At 62.0% G+C, this 14311-nt stretch carries 14 protein-coding genes; 10 read left to right on the forward strand and 4 right to left on the reverse strand.

Annotation, left to right across the window (positions count from 1 at the left end; translation table 11 throughout):
* Nucleotides 1-23: 23 nt before the first annotated feature.
* Both H1204_RS38815 and H1204_RS38820 read right to left on the reverse strand, forming a co-directional pair.
* Nucleotides 24-1103, reverse strand: coding sequence for a LacI family DNA-binding transcriptional regulator (locus H1204_RS38815; protein ID WP_180733959.1), 1080 nt, complete (start codon nt 1101-1103; stop codon nt 24-26).
* 102 nt (nt 1104-1205) lie between these two features.
* Nucleotides 1206-1658 carry a MaoC/PaaZ C-terminal domain-containing protein gene (locus H1204_RS38820; protein ID WP_180733960.1) on the reverse strand — a complete coding sequence of 151 codons (453 nt, stop codon included), beginning with the start codon at nt 1656-1658 and terminating at the stop codon, nt 1206-1208.
* Between the two features lie 267 nt (nt 1659-1925).
* Here H1204_RS38820 and H1204_RS38825 point away from each other — a divergent pair, with 267 nt between their 5' ends.
* From H1204_RS38825 to H1204_RS38845, 5 genes are all read left to right on the forward strand, one after another.
* A complete protein-coding gene (locus H1204_RS38825; protein ID WP_180733961.1) occupies nt 1926-3536 on the forward strand; it encodes a CoA-transferase in 1611 nt (536 codons plus the stop codon).
* The gene (locus H1204_RS38830) at nt 3533-4330 is read left to right on the forward strand and encodes a shikimate dehydrogenase (RefSeq protein WP_180733962.1); all 798 of its coding nucleotides are present in this window, start codon (nt 3533-3535) and stop codon (nt 4328-4330) included. The genes H1204_RS38825 and H1204_RS38830 overlap by 4 nt, the downstream gene beginning before the upstream one ends.
* Nucleotides 4327-4992: a hypothetical protein gene (locus H1204_RS38835; protein WP_243468860.1), complete on the forward strand. Its 666-nt coding sequence runs from the start codon at nt 4327-4329 to the stop codon at nt 4990-4992. The genes H1204_RS38830 and H1204_RS38835 overlap by 4 nt, the downstream gene beginning before the upstream one ends.
* Nucleotides 4993-5006: 14 nt before the next feature.
* Nucleotides 5007-5867 carry a fumarylacetoacetate hydrolase family protein gene (locus tag H1204_RS38840; RefSeq protein WP_180733963.1) on the forward strand — a complete coding sequence of 287 codons (861 nt, stop codon included), beginning with the start codon at nt 5007-5009 and terminating at the stop codon, nt 5865-5867.
* Nucleotides 5868-5977: 110 nt separating this feature from the next.
* The gene (locus H1204_RS38845; protein ID WP_180733964.1) at nt 5978-7264 is read left to right on the forward strand and encodes an MFS transporter; all 1287 of its coding nucleotides are present in this window, start codon (nt 5978-5980) and stop codon (nt 7262-7264) included.
* Between the two features lie 60 nt (nt 7265-7324).
* Here the strand turns inward: H1204_RS38845 and H1204_RS38850 are convergent, their stop codons facing one another.
* Complete coding sequence (locus tag H1204_RS38850; protein ID WP_007736861.1) at nt 7325-8080, reverse strand: SDR family oxidoreductase; 756 nt, start codon at nt 8078-8080, stop codon at nt 7325-7327.
* Nucleotides 8081-8226: 146 nt separating this feature from the next.
* Here H1204_RS38850 and H1204_RS38855 point away from each other — a divergent pair, with 146 nt between their 5' ends.
* The 3 genes from H1204_RS38855 to H1204_RS38865 all read left to right on the forward strand — a co-directional run bounded on the left by H1204_RS38855 (nt 8227) and on the right by H1204_RS38865 (nt 10970).
* On the forward strand, nt 8227-9144 hold the full coding sequence (locus tag H1204_RS38855; protein WP_180733965.1) for a LysR family transcriptional regulator: 918 nt from the start codon (nt 8227-8229) through the stop codon (nt 9142-9144).
* Nucleotides 9145-9321: 177 nt separating this feature from the next.
* The gene (locus H1204_RS38860) at nt 9322-10095 is read left to right on the forward strand and encodes an ABC transporter substrate-binding protein (protein ID WP_180733966.1); all 774 of its coding nucleotides are present in this window, start codon (nt 9322-9324) and stop codon (nt 10093-10095) included.
* A 32-nt stretch (nt 10096-10127) separates the two neighbouring features.
* Nucleotides 10128-10970, forward strand: coding sequence for a phytanoyl-CoA dioxygenase family protein (locus H1204_RS38865; protein ID WP_180733967.1), 843 nt, complete (start codon nt 10128-10130; stop codon nt 10968-10970).
* Nucleotides 10971-10986: 16 nt separating this feature from the next.
* Here the strand turns inward: H1204_RS38865 and H1204_RS38870 are convergent, their stop codons facing one another.
* The gene (locus tag H1204_RS38870; RefSeq protein ID WP_180733968.1) at nt 10987-11934 is read right to left on the reverse strand and encodes a LysR substrate-binding domain-containing protein; all 948 of its coding nucleotides are present in this window, start codon (nt 11932-11934) and stop codon (nt 10987-10989) included.
* Between the two features lie 134 nt (nt 11935-12068).
* Here H1204_RS38870 and H1204_RS38875 point away from each other — a divergent pair, with 134 nt between their 5' ends.
* Both H1204_RS38875 and H1204_RS38880 read left to right on the forward strand, forming a co-directional pair.
* Nucleotides 12069-13142, forward strand: a complete 1074-nt coding sequence (locus H1204_RS38875) for an aromatic ring-hydroxylating dioxygenase subunit alpha (protein WP_180733969.1) — start codon at nt 12069-12071, stop codon at nt 13140-13142.
* Nucleotide 13143: 1 nt separating this feature from the next.
* On the forward strand, nt 13144-14304 hold the full coding sequence (locus tag H1204_RS38880; RefSeq protein ID WP_180733970.1) for an FAD-binding oxidoreductase: 1161 nt from the start codon (nt 13144-13146) through the stop codon (nt 14302-14304).
* Nucleotides 14305-14311 lie beyond the last annotated feature (7 nt).

The raw sequence follows: 14311 nt of genomic DNA on the forward strand, positions 1-14311 counted from the left end.
GCGGGTATCCAGCCAGGGTTCCATCAATCAGCGCGCGGCTGTGCGCAAGACTCGCGCACGATCAACGTTGCCTCGCACTCGACGCTGTGCGTATCGCTTTCACCATTGAGCTGCGCAATCAGCAGTTCCGCCGTGCGCCTGCCGATCTCCGCACTCGGAACGCGTACGGTCGTGATCGGAATCGGCAGTTCGGCCATCACTTCAAAGTCGTCGAAGCCGATCAGGCTGAGATGGCCAGGCACATCGTAGCCGGCGGCCATGGCCTCCAGCATCGCGCCCGTTGCGAATGATCCGTTGCCGCATACGATCGCTGTCGGCGGTTCGATCGGCGCGGCCATGATCCGGCTGAACAGCCGCCGTCCTTCCTGAACGCCCCAGAAACCTTCGGCCATATGCGCGGGATGAATCGCGATGCCGTGCTCGGCCAGCGCTACGCGCACGCCTTCGCGACGCGCGGCGGCGCGGTCGTTGGTATCGGCGTTTTGCGCGATCATCGCGATCCGCCGATGGCCGAGGCCAAGCAGATAGTTTGTCGCGTCGTAAAACGCGCGATAGTTGTCCACGCCGACACAGATCGAGCGTTGCTTCGCGGCGAAAGTGAAGGTGCTGACGCACGGCACGTTGCGCTGGTCGAGCAGCGCATAGAGATCCGGGTGATGACCTTCGCCGACCACGGCGATCGCATCGACACCGCGCTCCAGCATCTTGCGAACCTGCCGGTACTCGCGCTGCAGGTCATATTCCGAGCAGCCGAGCAGCAACGTATAGCCCTTTTCTTCCAGTTCGTCCTGCAGGACCTGGATGGCCGTGGCGAAATGCTCGTTGGCGAGCGTCGGCACGACGGCGCCGATCGTGCCCGTTCGCTGCGTCGCGAGCGCGCGCGCGGCGGCATGCGGCACCCAGCCGAGATGATCGATGGCGATCTGTATCCGCTCGCGCACGCTCGGCGACACGACCTCCGGCGAATTGATGAAGCGTGACACAGTGGCCTTCGACACGCACGCCAGTTCCGCGACTTCGCGCAGCGTTGCAGCGCCCGGCCGGACCGAAACGGATGGCGCGGCCGGCTGTTCATGTCGAGTGGGGCGCGCAGCCTTTGCCATATCGTTTGCCTTGGCGATTGCCTTAGAATTTTCCGCTGCAATTATAACGGCGGCTTCATTGGGCAAACGCATCGGCGCGGCCGCGCGCAGCACACGTCGCGCTTACTTCGATGAAAGCTTCTTTGCCCATTTCATGATGTGACGCCCCGCCGCGACGACTTCGCCGCGCTGGTTCACGACCTTCATGTCCGCGGTGCTGCGGCGCTTCTCCTCGTCGATCTCGGCAACCCGGTAGATCACCGTGACGGTATCGCCCAACAGCACGGGCCGAATGAAACGGATGCGGTCGTATCCCGCCGATACCGGGAACTCTTCGAGATCGTTGCGATGGATCACATGCGCAATGCTGATCGTCGAAGCCGTCGACATGTAGCCGACCAGCAGCGCGCCATGTGCGATGCGCGTGCCGATCGACGACTTCTCCTGCATGTACTGCTCGTTGATGTGGGTGTCGCTGAAGTCGCCCGTCAGCCCTGCGAACAGCGTTACGTCGGTTTCGCCGACCGTCTTGGCGAACCTGAATTCCTGTCCGATCTCCACGCCCTTGATGGCCATGCTCAATGCTCCTGAAAAGTGGCGGTCTTGCCGTTCACGCGATTCGGTCAACGTTTTCGACCACGTGTGAAACCGGTTACAATTAGACCGGTTTCATTCAATGTACTCTAAATACACGGTGTTTGTGACTGTTTTAGTGGTTTTCCCTGGAGAATGTTGAAACCACTTTGCATCGTCTCTGCAACCGGTTACATTCAATTGGCCGGCGACGTGGTTTCAGTCCGCGTCATGCCGGCCGGTTCAACTCAACGACGCGGGACACGCAACATGCACATCATTTCAACGACTGAAGCGGCGTCGCTGGTGCGCGACGAAGACGCTGTTCTGATCAGCGGCTCGGGCGGCGGCCATTCGGTGCCCGAGGCTTTGCTCGCCGCAGTGGAGGCACGCTTCATGAGCGCGGGCGAGCCGCGCAATCTGACCTCGATAAGCGTGGTCGGCGTGGGCGACCGTGCGGCGCTCGGCGCGAGCCACCTTGCGCATGAAGGGCTGCTGCGTCGCGCAATCACGAGCGCGCTCGTCGATTCACCCGGCCTCGTCACGCTCGCTGCCGCCGACAAGATCGAGGCCTACACGTTTCCGCAAGGCGTGCTGTCGCAACTGATGCGCGACATGGCAGGCGGCCGACCGGGCCTGATCACGAAAACAGGGCTTCACACCTTCGTCGATCCGCGTCAGCAAGGCGCACGGCAAAGTCCGCGCACGCCCGCAGAGTTCGTCGATCTGATCGAACTCGACGGCGAAGAATGGCTGCGCTTCAAGCCTGTTCCGATCAACGTCGCATTCCTGCGCGGCACGACGGCCGATGAAGACGGCAACATCACGATGGAGCAGGAGGCCGTGCTCGGCGAAATGCTCGCGATGGCGCAAGCGACGCGGCGAGCAGGCGGCATCGTCATCGTTCAGGTCAAACGGATGGCGACGCGCAACACATTGCCGCCGAAGCAGGTGAAGATTCCCGGCATCCTCGTCGACTTCGTGGTCGTCGTGCCCGACCAGCGGCAGACCTATGCGACGGATTACGACCCGAGCTATGCGGGCGAATTGCGCGTGCCTCTGTCGGAAATCAAGCCCTTGCCGTTCGGGCCGCGCAAGGTCATCGTGCGGCGTGCGGCGCTCGAACTCTATCCGGGCGCCGTGTGCAATCTCGGCGCAGGAGTTTCGACGGGGTTGTCGACAGTTGCCGCAGAAGAGGATTTGCTCGACAAGGTGATCCTGACCAACGAGCAAGGTCTGATAGGTGGCGCGCCAATTACGGGCCGCGACTCGGGCGGCGCGCAGAACTTCGCCGCGATGATCGAACAGCCGTCGCAGTTCGACTTCTATGACGGCGGCGGCCTCGATCTCGCGTTCCTTTCATTCGCCGAAGTCGACGCACAAGGCAACGTGAATATCAGCCGCTTCGGCGACAAGATCATCGGCGTGGGTGGCTTCATCAACATCAGCCAGAACGCGAAGTGCGTGATCTTCAGCGGCACGTTGACGGCGGGCGGTCTCGACATCGGATGGGAAGCGGGGCAGACGGTCATACGCGAAGAAGGCCGTCACAAGAAGTTCGTGCGCAAGCTCGAACAGGTCTGCTACAACGCGACGTTTGCGCGCGAGCGCGGACAGACCGCGCTGTATGTCACCGAGCGCGCCGTGTTCCGGATCGGCGCGCAAGGGCTCGAACTCATCGAAGTGGCGCCGGGCGTCGATGTCGAGCGCGACATCTTTGGGCAGATGGAGTTTCGCCCACAGGTGTCGCCGGATCTCAGGACGATGGACGCGCGTTTGTTCCGTCCCGCGCCGCTCGGCATTCACGACGAAGTGGTGGCGCGCGAACGCCGCTTCCGTTCGGCACGCATCGCGCAGTGGCATGCGGAGACACAGCGATGAACATCGACGGCGCTACCCGGCTGTACGCGATCATCGGCGACCCTGTCGCGCAGGTGCGCTCGCCATCGGTGTACACCGCGCACTTCGCGCGCCATGACATCCATGCCGTGATGTTCGCCGCGCAAGCCAGCCGCGATTCGTTCGATACAGCGATGCGTGGACTGATGTCGCTTGGCAACCTCGACGGCTTGCTGATCACGTCGCCGCACAAGGCCGCCGCGCTCGCATTCGCCGACCATCTGTCGACGCGGGCGCAAATCGTCGGCGCGATCAATGCACTGCGTCGCGAGCCCGATGGAAGCTGGACGGGCGACATGTTCGACGGCGTCGGGTTCGTGAGTGCGGCGCAGAAGGTCATGCCGCTCAGTGGAAAGCACGTGCTGCTGTTCGGCTGCGGCGGCGCGGGCGCCGCGATTGCCGCAGAGCTGGCGACGCACGGCGTCCACGCGATTTCGCTCGTCGATCCCGATGCGAATCGGGCGCGGACTTTACGCGATGCGTTGGCCGAACATTTTCGCGGTTGCGATGTGAGCGTCGGCAATGACGGCGCAAAGCACGACGTCGTTGTCAACGCTTCTATCGTCGGGATGAAGGCCGATGATGGCTTGCCTGGCGATCCAGGTGCGATTGGCGCAGGAAGTTTGGTGGGCGACGTCGTGCTGAGGCCGCCCGCCACGCCGACTGTGCTCGTAGGACTCGCGCGCGAACGAGGCGCCCATGTGGTCACCGGACAGGACATGCACGGCGCCCAGGTCGACGCGATCCTCGAATTCTTCGACCAAGGAGCCCGATGATGTCCCTGCTCGGCAAGGCCGCTGTGCTGATCTGGAACGACGTCATCGAGACGGAGCGCGACGCGTTCTACCGTTGGCACGACAAGGAGCACATACCCGAGCGTCTCGCGCTGCCGGGTTTCCTGCGCGGCCGTCGCTATCGCGGCAGCGGCGTGACGGAATGGCTGACGCTGTACGAAGCCGACGACGTCGCCGTGCTGACGAGCCCCGCCTACCTGGCGCGACTGAACGACCCGACGCCGCTCACGCAGAGCACGGTGCGCGCGTTCCGCAATACGGCGCGTTCGATCTGCGTCGTCGAGAAGACGACGGGCGCGAGCACGGGCGGCCATGCGCTGACGTTGCCGCTGCCTGCCGGCTTCGACGCGCGTCATCTGTTCGAAGGCGAAGCGCCCGCCATTACCGCCGATACAGGCGTGCTGGCCGCGCATCTGTTCGTCGCCGACGACGCGGCCAGCCACCTCGACACGCGCGAAGCGCGAGAACGGGCATACGTGGTGCCGCCGCGCGTGCTGTTCGTCGAAACCTCGACGCTCGAAGCGGCGCGCAAGCAACTCGCCCGTCTGCTGGCCGGTATCGATACGGCGCAGCGCGATGAAGCGGCGGCAGGCGCGGGCGTTTTCACGCTCGAAATCAGCCGTCTCGCCACACTCAACCATTGATTTCAGGAAACACGATGAAGCTACTCAGATACGGACCCGAAGGACAGGAGAAACCCGGGCTGCTCGACGAACAGGGCGCTATTCGCGATGCGTCGTCGCTATGTGCCGATTTCACGCCCGCATTCTTCGCGGACAGCGGGATCGAAAAATTGCGCGGCGCGGACCTGGCTCGCCTGCCCGTCGTCGAGGGTACGCCGCGCCTTGGTTCATGCATCGCGCAACCAGGCAACTTTGTCGCCATCGGGCTCAACTACGTGCAGCACGCAATCGAGACCAACGCGCCGATTCCCGCCGAGCCGATCATCTTCAACAAGGCGCCGTCGTGCCTCTCCGGCCCGAACGATCCTGTCATCCTGCCGCGCGGCTCGACCAAGTGCGATTGGGAAGTGGAGATCGCGCTGGTGATCGGACGGCGTGCGCTCTATGTGCCCAACGAGACTGCACTCGACTACGTGGCCGGCTATTGCGTCTGCAACGACGTATCCGAGCGTGAGATGCAACTCGAGCACGGCGGGCAGTGGGTAAAAGGCAAGATGTTCCCGACTTTCGGCCCGCTCGGTCCGTGGCTCGTGACGCCCGACGAAATCGACGACGTGCAGCAGCTCGGCTTGTGGCTCGAACTGAACGGCAAGCGCATCCAGGACTCGTCGACATCGGACATGATCTTCCGCCTTGCGACGATCGTGTCATACGTCAGCCGTCATGTGCTGCTGCAACCCGGCGACGTTATCACGACGGGCACACCACCCGGCGTTGGCCTCGGCATGAAGCCGGAGCGTTTCCTGAAACCGGGCGACGTGATGGAACTCGGTGTGCAAGGGCTCGGCACGCAGAAGCAGACCGTGCTCGCATTCGAAGATTCGGCGCTCGCTTGAGGCGCTGACACGTGCCGGGCATTCGCGTCGTGTGAATGACCCGGCCCGGTATTCAATCCAATCCAAGAGACAGGAGACCCGGTATGGACAACCGGTCAGGAGGAGGCGTGATGAAAGCCACCGATGCAGCCGCGAATGTTTCGACGACGAAAGCGTTGCCCTGGTACAGGGACATTTCGTGGCCGCAATGGCGCGTTCTGATCGCCGCATGGGGCGTGTGGGTGATGGACGCGGTTGACTTTCTCGCGATCACGTTCGTGCTGAACGACATCGCGAAGCATTTCAACGTGCCGCTCAGCACGGCGTCGCTGTTGCTGTTTGCGACGTATGGCGTGCGCTGGATAGGCGGCTTGATGTTCGGCAGCCTGAGCGACCGTATCGGCCGCAAGATTCCGCTGGTGATCACGCTGGCGTGGTTCACGGCGGGCGCCGTGCTGACAGGGCTGTCGTGGAGTTTCGTGTCGCTTGCGGTATTCCGTCTGCTGCTCGGCTTTGGCATGGCGCCGGGCTTCTCGCTCGGCGCGACGATGGTCGCCGAATCGTGGCCGGAAAAGCACCGGGCGATCGGCATCGGCATTCTCGATACGGGCTGGGGGCTTGGCGCCATCGGCGCGGCGATTGCCTACGATCTCGTCTATCCGCACTTCGGCTGGCGCGGCATGTTCTTTGTCGGTGTCATCCCCGCGATCCTGCTCGGCGTGTTCATTCTGCTGTGCGTGCCGGAATCGCAGGCGTTCAGGGCGAGCGGCCGAAAGCTTCGCACGCCGTTGCGCGACAATCCCGCCGTCGTGCTGTTCAGACTCTATCCGCGCCGCGTTGGCTACCTCGCGTTGTTGATGCTGGTGTTGTGCTTCGGCTCATGGCCGTTTCAGGGGCTCTTTCCTACTTATCTGAAGTCGCTTTCATTCGAGCCTTTGACGATCACCTGGCTGACGATGACGTCGGCAGTCGGACAGGTGTTTGGCTTCTTCGCGTCCGGTTTCATCGCGGAACGGCTCGGGCGGCGCGCGGGGATCAGTGCGATGCTAGGCGCGGGGGCGGTGTGCGTGGTGGCGCTGGTGTACAGCGTCAATCAGTTTCTGCTTGCCGAATGCTTCGCGTTTTTGAGCGGGTTTTTCCTCGTCGGATCGTCGGGCATCTGGGGAACGATACTGACGGAGAACCTGCCTCGCGACGTGCGTGCGTCGGGAGTGGGCTTCCTCTATAACATCGGCGTCGTAGGTGGCGGTATTGCACCGTACATCGTGCTGTCGACCGTCAAGGCCGCAAGCATGACGATCGCGCTGGGTATCGCGGTCTTCACCATCGGCGCGGCACTGGCGGCGATCGTGATTCTGCGGTCGGTGCGCGAAACGAAGGGCATGCAGTTGAGCGAAATCGACGCTGGCGGTCACTAACGGGGCCGCCGTGGATGCGGCGAACCCTTAACGGGTTCGCCGCGCTGCTTCGACTACGGGCTACACCTGCGCCTGTCCGCCATCTGCCGTGATCTCGGCGCCATTGATAAAGCTCGAATCGTCGGATGCCAGAAACGTCACCACTTTGGCGATTTCCATCGGATCGGCAAGACGACCGATAGGCACGAGCGACGTGAGATACGACAGCAAACCGTCCTGACCTTCCTTCGTGTCGCCTCCGAGTTCCGCGAGGCCCACAGTCCGGGTCGAGCCCGGGCTCACGACGTTGACGCGAATGCCGCGGTCCTTCAAGTCGAGCACCCAACTCCGCGCGAGGCTGCGCACCGCCGCCTTCGAAGCGCTATAGATGCTGAACGCCTGCGTCCCCGTCGAGCCGGCAATCGAGCCGGTGAGAATGATCGACCCGCCGCGCGACATGAGCGGCAGCGCGCTTTGAACGGTAAAGACCACCGCGCGGACATTGCGATTGAAGGTGTCATCGAAATGCTGCTCGGAAATATCGCCGAGCGGCGCCAGCGAGCCACCGCCGGCGTTGGCGAAAAGAATGTCGAGACGTCCTTCGCGCTCGCGGATCAATTTCATCAGCGCGTCGAGATCGGCGCTGCGCGTGACGTCGCCCTGAACGCCCGTCGCAGCGTGACCGATTGCGCTCACCGCCGCATCCAGTTCAGCCTGACGGCGGCCCGTGACATAAACCTTCGCGCCTTCGCGTGCGAGATCCTGTGCGGCGGCCAAACCGATGCCGCTCGTGCCGCCCGTCACCAGTGCGATTTTGCCTTCCAGTCGTTTGCTCATGATGTCCTCAAGTGAAATGAATGAATCGATGTGGCAACGATAAATGTTTCTCCTGCGACAATAAATAGGCTGTGTGCTAAATCATTGTTTATGGATATGAATAATTGCGATATGATCAGCACGGTCAATCAAAGCGTGGAACCGGAATGGATCAGTTGCTCGCATTGCGCGTGTTCGTGCGGATCGCCGAATCGGGCGGATTCGGCAAGGCCGCCGATACCCTCAACATACCGAGGCCAACCGTCACCAAACTGATCCAGGATCTCGAAACTCACCTGCGGGTCAAGCTGTTTCAGCGCTCCACGCGCAAGGTGACCGTCACCGACGAAGGCCAGGCCTATTACCATCGCGCACTCAAGGTGCTCGCGGACGTCGACGAGATGGACACGCTTTTCGCCGACTCTCGCGGCACGCCGCGAGGGCGTTTGCGGGTGGATATCGGGTCGTCGCTGGCCAATCTGATCCTGTTGCCGCATCTTCCGTTGTTCCGGCAGCGCTATCCGGAGATTCAACTCGAACTGGGCGTCAGCGACAGGGAAGTCGATCTGATCGGCGAGGGCGTGGACTGCGTGATCCGGGGTGGCGAACTGACGGACACGTCGCTGATTGCGAGGCGTATCGCGAGCCTCGATTGGGGCACGTATGCTGGCACGGGATACATGAGATCGCGCAAGCTGCCGGCGCATCCGGACGAACTGCACGGCGAGCACGACCTCGTCGGCTATTTCTCATCGCGGACGGGCCGCGTTTTCACGATGTTCTTCGAGCGCGGCGACGAGAAAATCCAGATCGATCCGAAGGGCACGCGAGGGGTTTCCGTCAATGAGAGTACCGCGCATCTGACCTCATTGGTCAGCGGGCTTGGTGTCGGCCAGACGTTCGCGTTCATGGCGCGTGCGGGGCTCGCGAATGGCGATCTCGTTCAGCTTCTTCCTGAGTGGAGCCGGCCCTTGCATCCTCTGCATATCGTCTTTGCGAAGTCGCAACACGACAGCGCGAGGATGCGGGCGTTCGTCGATTGGGCGCTGGAGATTTTTCGGCCGTATGACCGGTTGCACGCGTAGTCCCTTCACAACGCGTCGAACTGGATCGCACCGCCATTCAAACTTTAGAAAATCTAAATCATCCGCGACCGACGAGCCACTATTCTTCGTTTTTTTGAGTTCCTATGCTGATCCGTAATCGACGGACAAGGGAATCGTCCGTTTTTTCAACGGTTGCTGTCTGGAACGGGGATGCTCATGAAAAAGCCGCTGGTTTGTCTCGCACTATTGCTCGCAGCATTGTCCGTGCACGCGAAGGAATTGACCGAACTGAAGTTCGGTGTCGATCCCACTTACGCGCCGTTCGAGTCGAAGGCGCCCGACGGCAAGCTCGTCGGCTTTGAAATTGATCTCGGCAATGAGATTTGCCGCCGGCTCCACGCAAAATGCGTATGGGTCGAAACGGCATTCGACGGCATCATTCCCGCACTGCAGGGGCGCAAGTTCGACGCGATTCTGTCGGCCATGTCGGTGACGCCGAAACGCGAAACACAGGTGGCATTCTCGACAACGTTGTTCAACACGCCGAGCAGTCTGATCGGGCGCACGGGTGCTGGTCTGCAGGCCTCGGCGGAATCGCTGAAGGGAAAGAACATCGGTGTTGCACAAGGCTCGACGCAAGAGGCGTACGCGAAAGCATACTGGGCGTCCGCCGGCATCAATGTCGTTTCATACGCCAATCAGGAACTCGTCTACACCGATCTGCGCTCGGGGCGGCTCGACGCGACGTTGACCGATATGATTTCCGGCAGCGAGGGCTTTCTGAAGACGCCGCAAGGGCAGGGCTATGCGTTCCTCGGAGGGCCCGTGAACGATGCGAAGACGCTGGGCAAAGGCGCCGCGATTGGTTTGCGCAAAGACGATCCGCAGCTACGTGAGATGATCAATCAGGCCATTGCCGATATGATCAAGGACGGAACGTACCAGAAGATCGAACGCCGCTACTTCAACTTCGATATTCTGAACGGCTGAGACGATCGAATCGCGCCTTATACGGAGACACCATGCTGCAAGACATCGACGCACGCATCGAACGTGCGCTGACGCCGGAACTGATCGCCGACTTTCGCCGAGATGGCGCGGTATGCATCCGCAAGCTCTTCACGGAAGACGATATTGCGCTGCTACGCGAAGGGATCGAGCGCAACATCGCGCAGCCGAGTCCGCGCGCGAAGGTCGCGAGCCGTCCCGACGATCCGGGCTGGTTCTTCGAAGACTTCTGCAACTGGCAGGACAATGACGCGTATCGCCGCTTTATTTACGAGTCGGCCGCGCCAGTGGCGGCGGGCGCGTTGATGGGCGGCGAAACGGTGCGGCTCTATCACGACCATCTGCTCGTGAAAGAACCGAACACACGGCAGCGCACGCCGTGGCATCAGGACCAGCCGTACTACAACATCAGCGGCTCGCAGAACGTCAGCATGTGGATTCCCGTCGATCCCGTTTCGCGCGAATCGACGCTGGAATTCGTGGCCGGCTCGCATCTCGGCCCGTGGCTCATGCCACGCACGTTCATGGACAATGAAGCGAAGTGGTTTCCGGAAGGCAGTCTCGCCGACTTGCCGGATATCGAGGCGAATCGCGCCGCTTATCCGATCATAGGATGGGCGCTTGAACCGGGCGACATGGTGTGCTTCAACATGCTGACCTTGCATGCGTCGGGCGGTGTTGGCGGCAACACGCGGCGGCGTGCGTTTTCGGTCCGCTTCATCGGCGATGACGTTCGTCACGCGCCGCGCCGCTGGCGCACGTCTCCTGATTTCCCCGGCCTGGATGCGCAATTGCCCGAAGGCGCGCCGATGGACCATCCGCTTTTCCCCGTGCTCTGGCGCGCGAGCGCGAGTTGACGCACGGTTCTCCGCTTCAGGCGACCACGTTCAGCATGCTATCGTTGAGTTGCTGCTGTTCCTTGCCACGCGTCACGAGCCAGCGGTGAAAGCTGCGGCAATGCGGCCTGTCGAACGCGTTCGGCTTCCATGTGAGGAAATACGGCCACGGTAGCGACAACCCGAGCGCGAAGGGCATCACGAGACGGCCTGCGGCGAGATCGTCGCAGACCATCGAGCTTTGCGCGAGCACGAAACCGTAACCGTCAATAGCCGCCTGAATCGCGACGCTCGAAAGCGAAAACACCTGACGGTTCTCGTTCAGTTCACTGCAATCGACGTCGTTGGCGACGAGCCATTCGCGCCACGAAGGCGGCGACGCGAACTTCGGCCGCCAGTCGACCGATATCAACGGATAGCCGAGAATCTCAGTGGGCGTGACGAGCGGCGCGTCCGCTGCGAGCAGTCGCGGACTGCACACGGGCACCACGTAATCGCGGAACAGTTCGACGGAATTCTCGACATCCGCGATGCGCTCGCCGTAGCTGATACGAAAGTCGATGTCGTAGCCATCGGGCGATGGCTCCGTGTGCGCGCCGTCCAGATACACGCTGAGATCGGCGTGCTGGCTCTGCCATTCGAGCATGCGCGGCGCGAGCCATTTCGACAGTAGTGAAGGCAGCGCGCTGACGCTGAGGTTACGCGTGTTCTTCGCTCGCTCGATTTCCGCATGCGCGACGCGCAGGCTTTCGAACGCGGCCGCGCAGCTCTCGTGATACTGGCGTCCGATCGACGTCAGGCTGAGCCGCTTGCCGTCCTTTTGCGTGAGGTGCAGTCCGAGCGTGTCTTCGAGCAGCTTGATCTGCTGGCTCACTGCACCGGGGGAGATGCCAAGCCGCTTCGCCGCTTCCGTCACGCCGCCACACCGGCCTACCGCTTCGAACACCTGCAGCGCGCGCAAAGGGGGAAAGCTGTTCGTCGTCATCGTATGGGTGGGGGAAGGTTCGACGATTTAGAAACTCTAAACGAACAGCCAGAGTTTGACATCTGTTCTTTTATGTTTTGGCTTTTTATCCTGATCGGTAAGTCAATACGAAACCGGACAACGGAGGCAGCGCAATGTTTCTGAGGAATGCATGGTACGTCGCAGCATGGGATGCAGAGGTGACGCACACGCTCATGCCTGTGACGATCCTCGGCGAACCGGTCGTGCTGTATCGCCGCGAGGATGGCACGCCCGTCGCGCTCGAAGATGCGTGCCCGCATCGCAAGCTGCCGCTGTCGATGGGAAGACTGATCGGCGATCAGGTGGAATGCGGTTATCACGGCTTGACCTTCGATTGCGAGGGCGCATGCGTGCGCGTGCCCGGCAGCCCGCGCATTCCGCCTGGCGCGAAAGTGCGCAGCTATCCGCTGGCGGAGCGCTACGGCCTCTTGTGGATCTGGATGGGCGATGCCGACGAGGCGGATGCCGCGACGATCGTGCAGATCGACGAATGGGGCGATCCTGCGTGGGGCGTGAATCGCGGCGATGCGATGACGGTGGATTGTCATTACCTCTATGTCACCGACAATCTGCTCGACCCATCGCATGTCGCGTGGGTGCATCCGTCGTCGTTCGGCAATGCTGCGTGCGAGGCCGAACCGCTGAAAACCGAGGTCGCCGCGCATGGCGTAACGGTCTCGCGCTGGATGCGCGATGTCGATGTGGCGCCGTTCTATGCGCAGTTCGTCGGCTTCGAAGGGCGGTGCGACCGCAAGCAGCATTACGAAGTGCGCTTCCCGTCGCACGCGATCATCAAGGCGATCTTCACGCCGGCGGGAACGGGCGGCGACGATGCGCCGCTTCATCCCGACGTGTTCCTGATGAACTCGTATAACTTCATGACACCCGTCGACGAATCGCACACGCGCTACTACTGGTTCCAGACGCGCAACTTCGCGCCGCAGGACGAACAGGTGTCGCGGCAGTTCGATGCGGACGTGCGTCATGCTTTCGAAGAAGACCGCGTCGTGTTGACGGCCGTTCATCGCGGCATGCAGAACACGCGCACGCCGAACATCGATCTTGCGATCGACGCCGGCCCCTTGCGTTTCAGGCGCGCGCTTGCGCAGATGATCGAACGTGAGCAGCAGATAACGGCGACGCCCGCGCCCGTCTATGTGGTGAACCGGCAGCGCGCGGAGCATTGAGATGAACGTCGTGGACGATCCGGCGACACTGCCCGCGTCGCACACAGCGTCGGGCTTCAGACGCTTTCGCGTGACGCGGCGCACGCAGGAAAGCGTATCGATCGTTTCGTTCGATCTCGCGCCTGTCGATGGTGAGGCGCTGACGCCGTTCGTTGCGGGGCAATTCGTGACCGTGCGATTGCCGTTGCCGTCAGGCGAGCGTTTGTTGCGCACGTATAGCCTCTCCGGCGATCCCGCCAATAACACGCGCTGGCGAATCTCCGTCAAACACGAGCAAGGCGGCGACGCGGTGCCTGCGGGACGCGGCTCGTCATTTCTTCACGAACGGGTGCACGTCGGCGACGAACTGGAACTCGCGGGACCTGCGGGCGCGTTCGTTTGCGGTGACGACGTGACGCGACCCGTCGTGCTGATGAGCGGCGGTGTCGGGTTGACGCCGCTCGTCAGCATGCTGCACCGCTTGCGCGCGATGGACGGCGCGCACAGTCGCCGCGTGTACTTCATTCATGCCTGCGAGAACGGCGCGGTGCACGCGTTTCGTCATGAGGTGGAGACGGTGGCGACGGCGTATCCAAACGTGCGCTTGCATGTCTGTTATCGGCTTCCTTCGGCGGAAGACCGCGCTTTGAAGCATTTCGACAGCGAAGGGCTGATTTCGCGCGACACGCTGCAAGCACTCTTGCCGCTCGATGACTACGAAGTCTATCTATGTGGGCCGCCCGCTTTCATGCAGTCGAACTGGAAGCTCTTGCGCAGCCTCGGCATCGCGCGCGATCGCATTCATTACGAGTTCTTCGGTCCGGCAACGGTACTTGAGGAAGATACGGTCGAAGAGCCTCCGCACGCGATACCGGATACAGCGATTCAGAAAAGCCCAGCCACCACGACGACCATCCGCTTTCGCCCACAAGCCGAACCCGTCGTTTGGGACCCGGCTTGCGGTTCGCTCCTCGAGTTCGCCGAGAACCACGGCTATGCGCCCGCATTCAGCTGCCGGATCGGCATTTGCAATACCTGCGTGACGAGTCTGGTCGACGGGAAAGTCGACTACACGGAAGAACCCCTGGAGCCGCCATCGCACGGTACAGTATTGCTGTGTTGCGCGAAGCCCGCGGGAAGCGTTACCCTGGCGCTATCCGACGACGCAAAAACGTTTGATTAACCGGGGC

The organism is Paraburkholderia sp. PGU19, from assembly GCF_013426915.1.
Lineage (GTDB): Bacteria > Pseudomonadota > Gammaproteobacteria > Burkholderiales > Burkholderiaceae > Paraburkholderia.

Coding starts and splice junctions, on each gene's coding strand:
- H1204_RS38815 (WP_180733959.1), bottom strand. CDS start 1,103: ATGGCAAAGGCTGCGCGCCCCACTCGACATGAACAGCCGGCCGCGCCA.
- H1204_RS38820 (WP_180733960.1), bottom strand. CDS start 1,658: ATGGCCATCAAGGGCGTGGAGATCGGACAGGAATTCAGGTTCGCCAAG.
- H1204_RS38825 (WP_180733961.1), top strand. CDS start 1,926: ATGCACATCATTTCAACGACTGAAGCGGCGTCGCTGGTGCGCGACGAA.
- H1204_RS38830 (WP_180733962.1), top strand. CDS start 3,533: ATGAACATCGACGGCGCTACCCGGCTGTACGCGATCATCGGCGACCCT.
- H1204_RS38835 (WP_243468860.1), top strand. CDS start 4,327: ATGATGTCCCTGCTCGGCAAGGCCGCTGTGCTGATCTGGAACGACGTC.
- H1204_RS38840 (WP_180733963.1), top strand. CDS start 5,007: ATGAAGCTACTCAGATACGGACCCGAAGGACAGGAGAAACCCGGGCTG.
- H1204_RS38845 (WP_180733964.1), top strand. CDS start 5,978: ATGAAAGCCACCGATGCAGCCGCGAATGTTTCGACGACGAAAGCGTTG.
- H1204_RS38850 (WP_007736861.1), bottom strand. CDS start 8,080: ATGAGCAAACGACTGGAAGGCAAAATCGCACTGGTGACGGGCGGCACG.
- H1204_RS38855 (WP_180733965.1), top strand. CDS start 8,227: ATGGATCAGTTGCTCGCATTGCGCGTGTTCGTGCGGATCGCCGAATCG.
- H1204_RS38860 (WP_180733966.1), top strand. CDS start 9,322: ATGAAAAAGCCGCTGGTTTGTCTCGCACTATTGCTCGCAGCATTGTCC.
- H1204_RS38865 (WP_180733967.1), top strand. CDS start 10,128: ATGCTGCAAGACATCGACGCACGCATCGAACGTGCGCTGACGCCGGAA.
- H1204_RS38870 (WP_180733968.1), bottom strand. CDS start 11,934: ATGACGACGAACAGCTTTCCCCCTTTGCGCGCGCTGCAGGTGTTCGAA.
- H1204_RS38875 (WP_180733969.1), top strand. CDS start 12,069: ATGTTTCTGAGGAATGCATGGTACGTCGCAGCATGGGATGCAGAGGTG.
- H1204_RS38880 (WP_180733970.1), top strand. CDS start 13,144: ATGAACGTCGTGGACGATCCGGCGACACTGCCCGCGTCGCACACAGCG.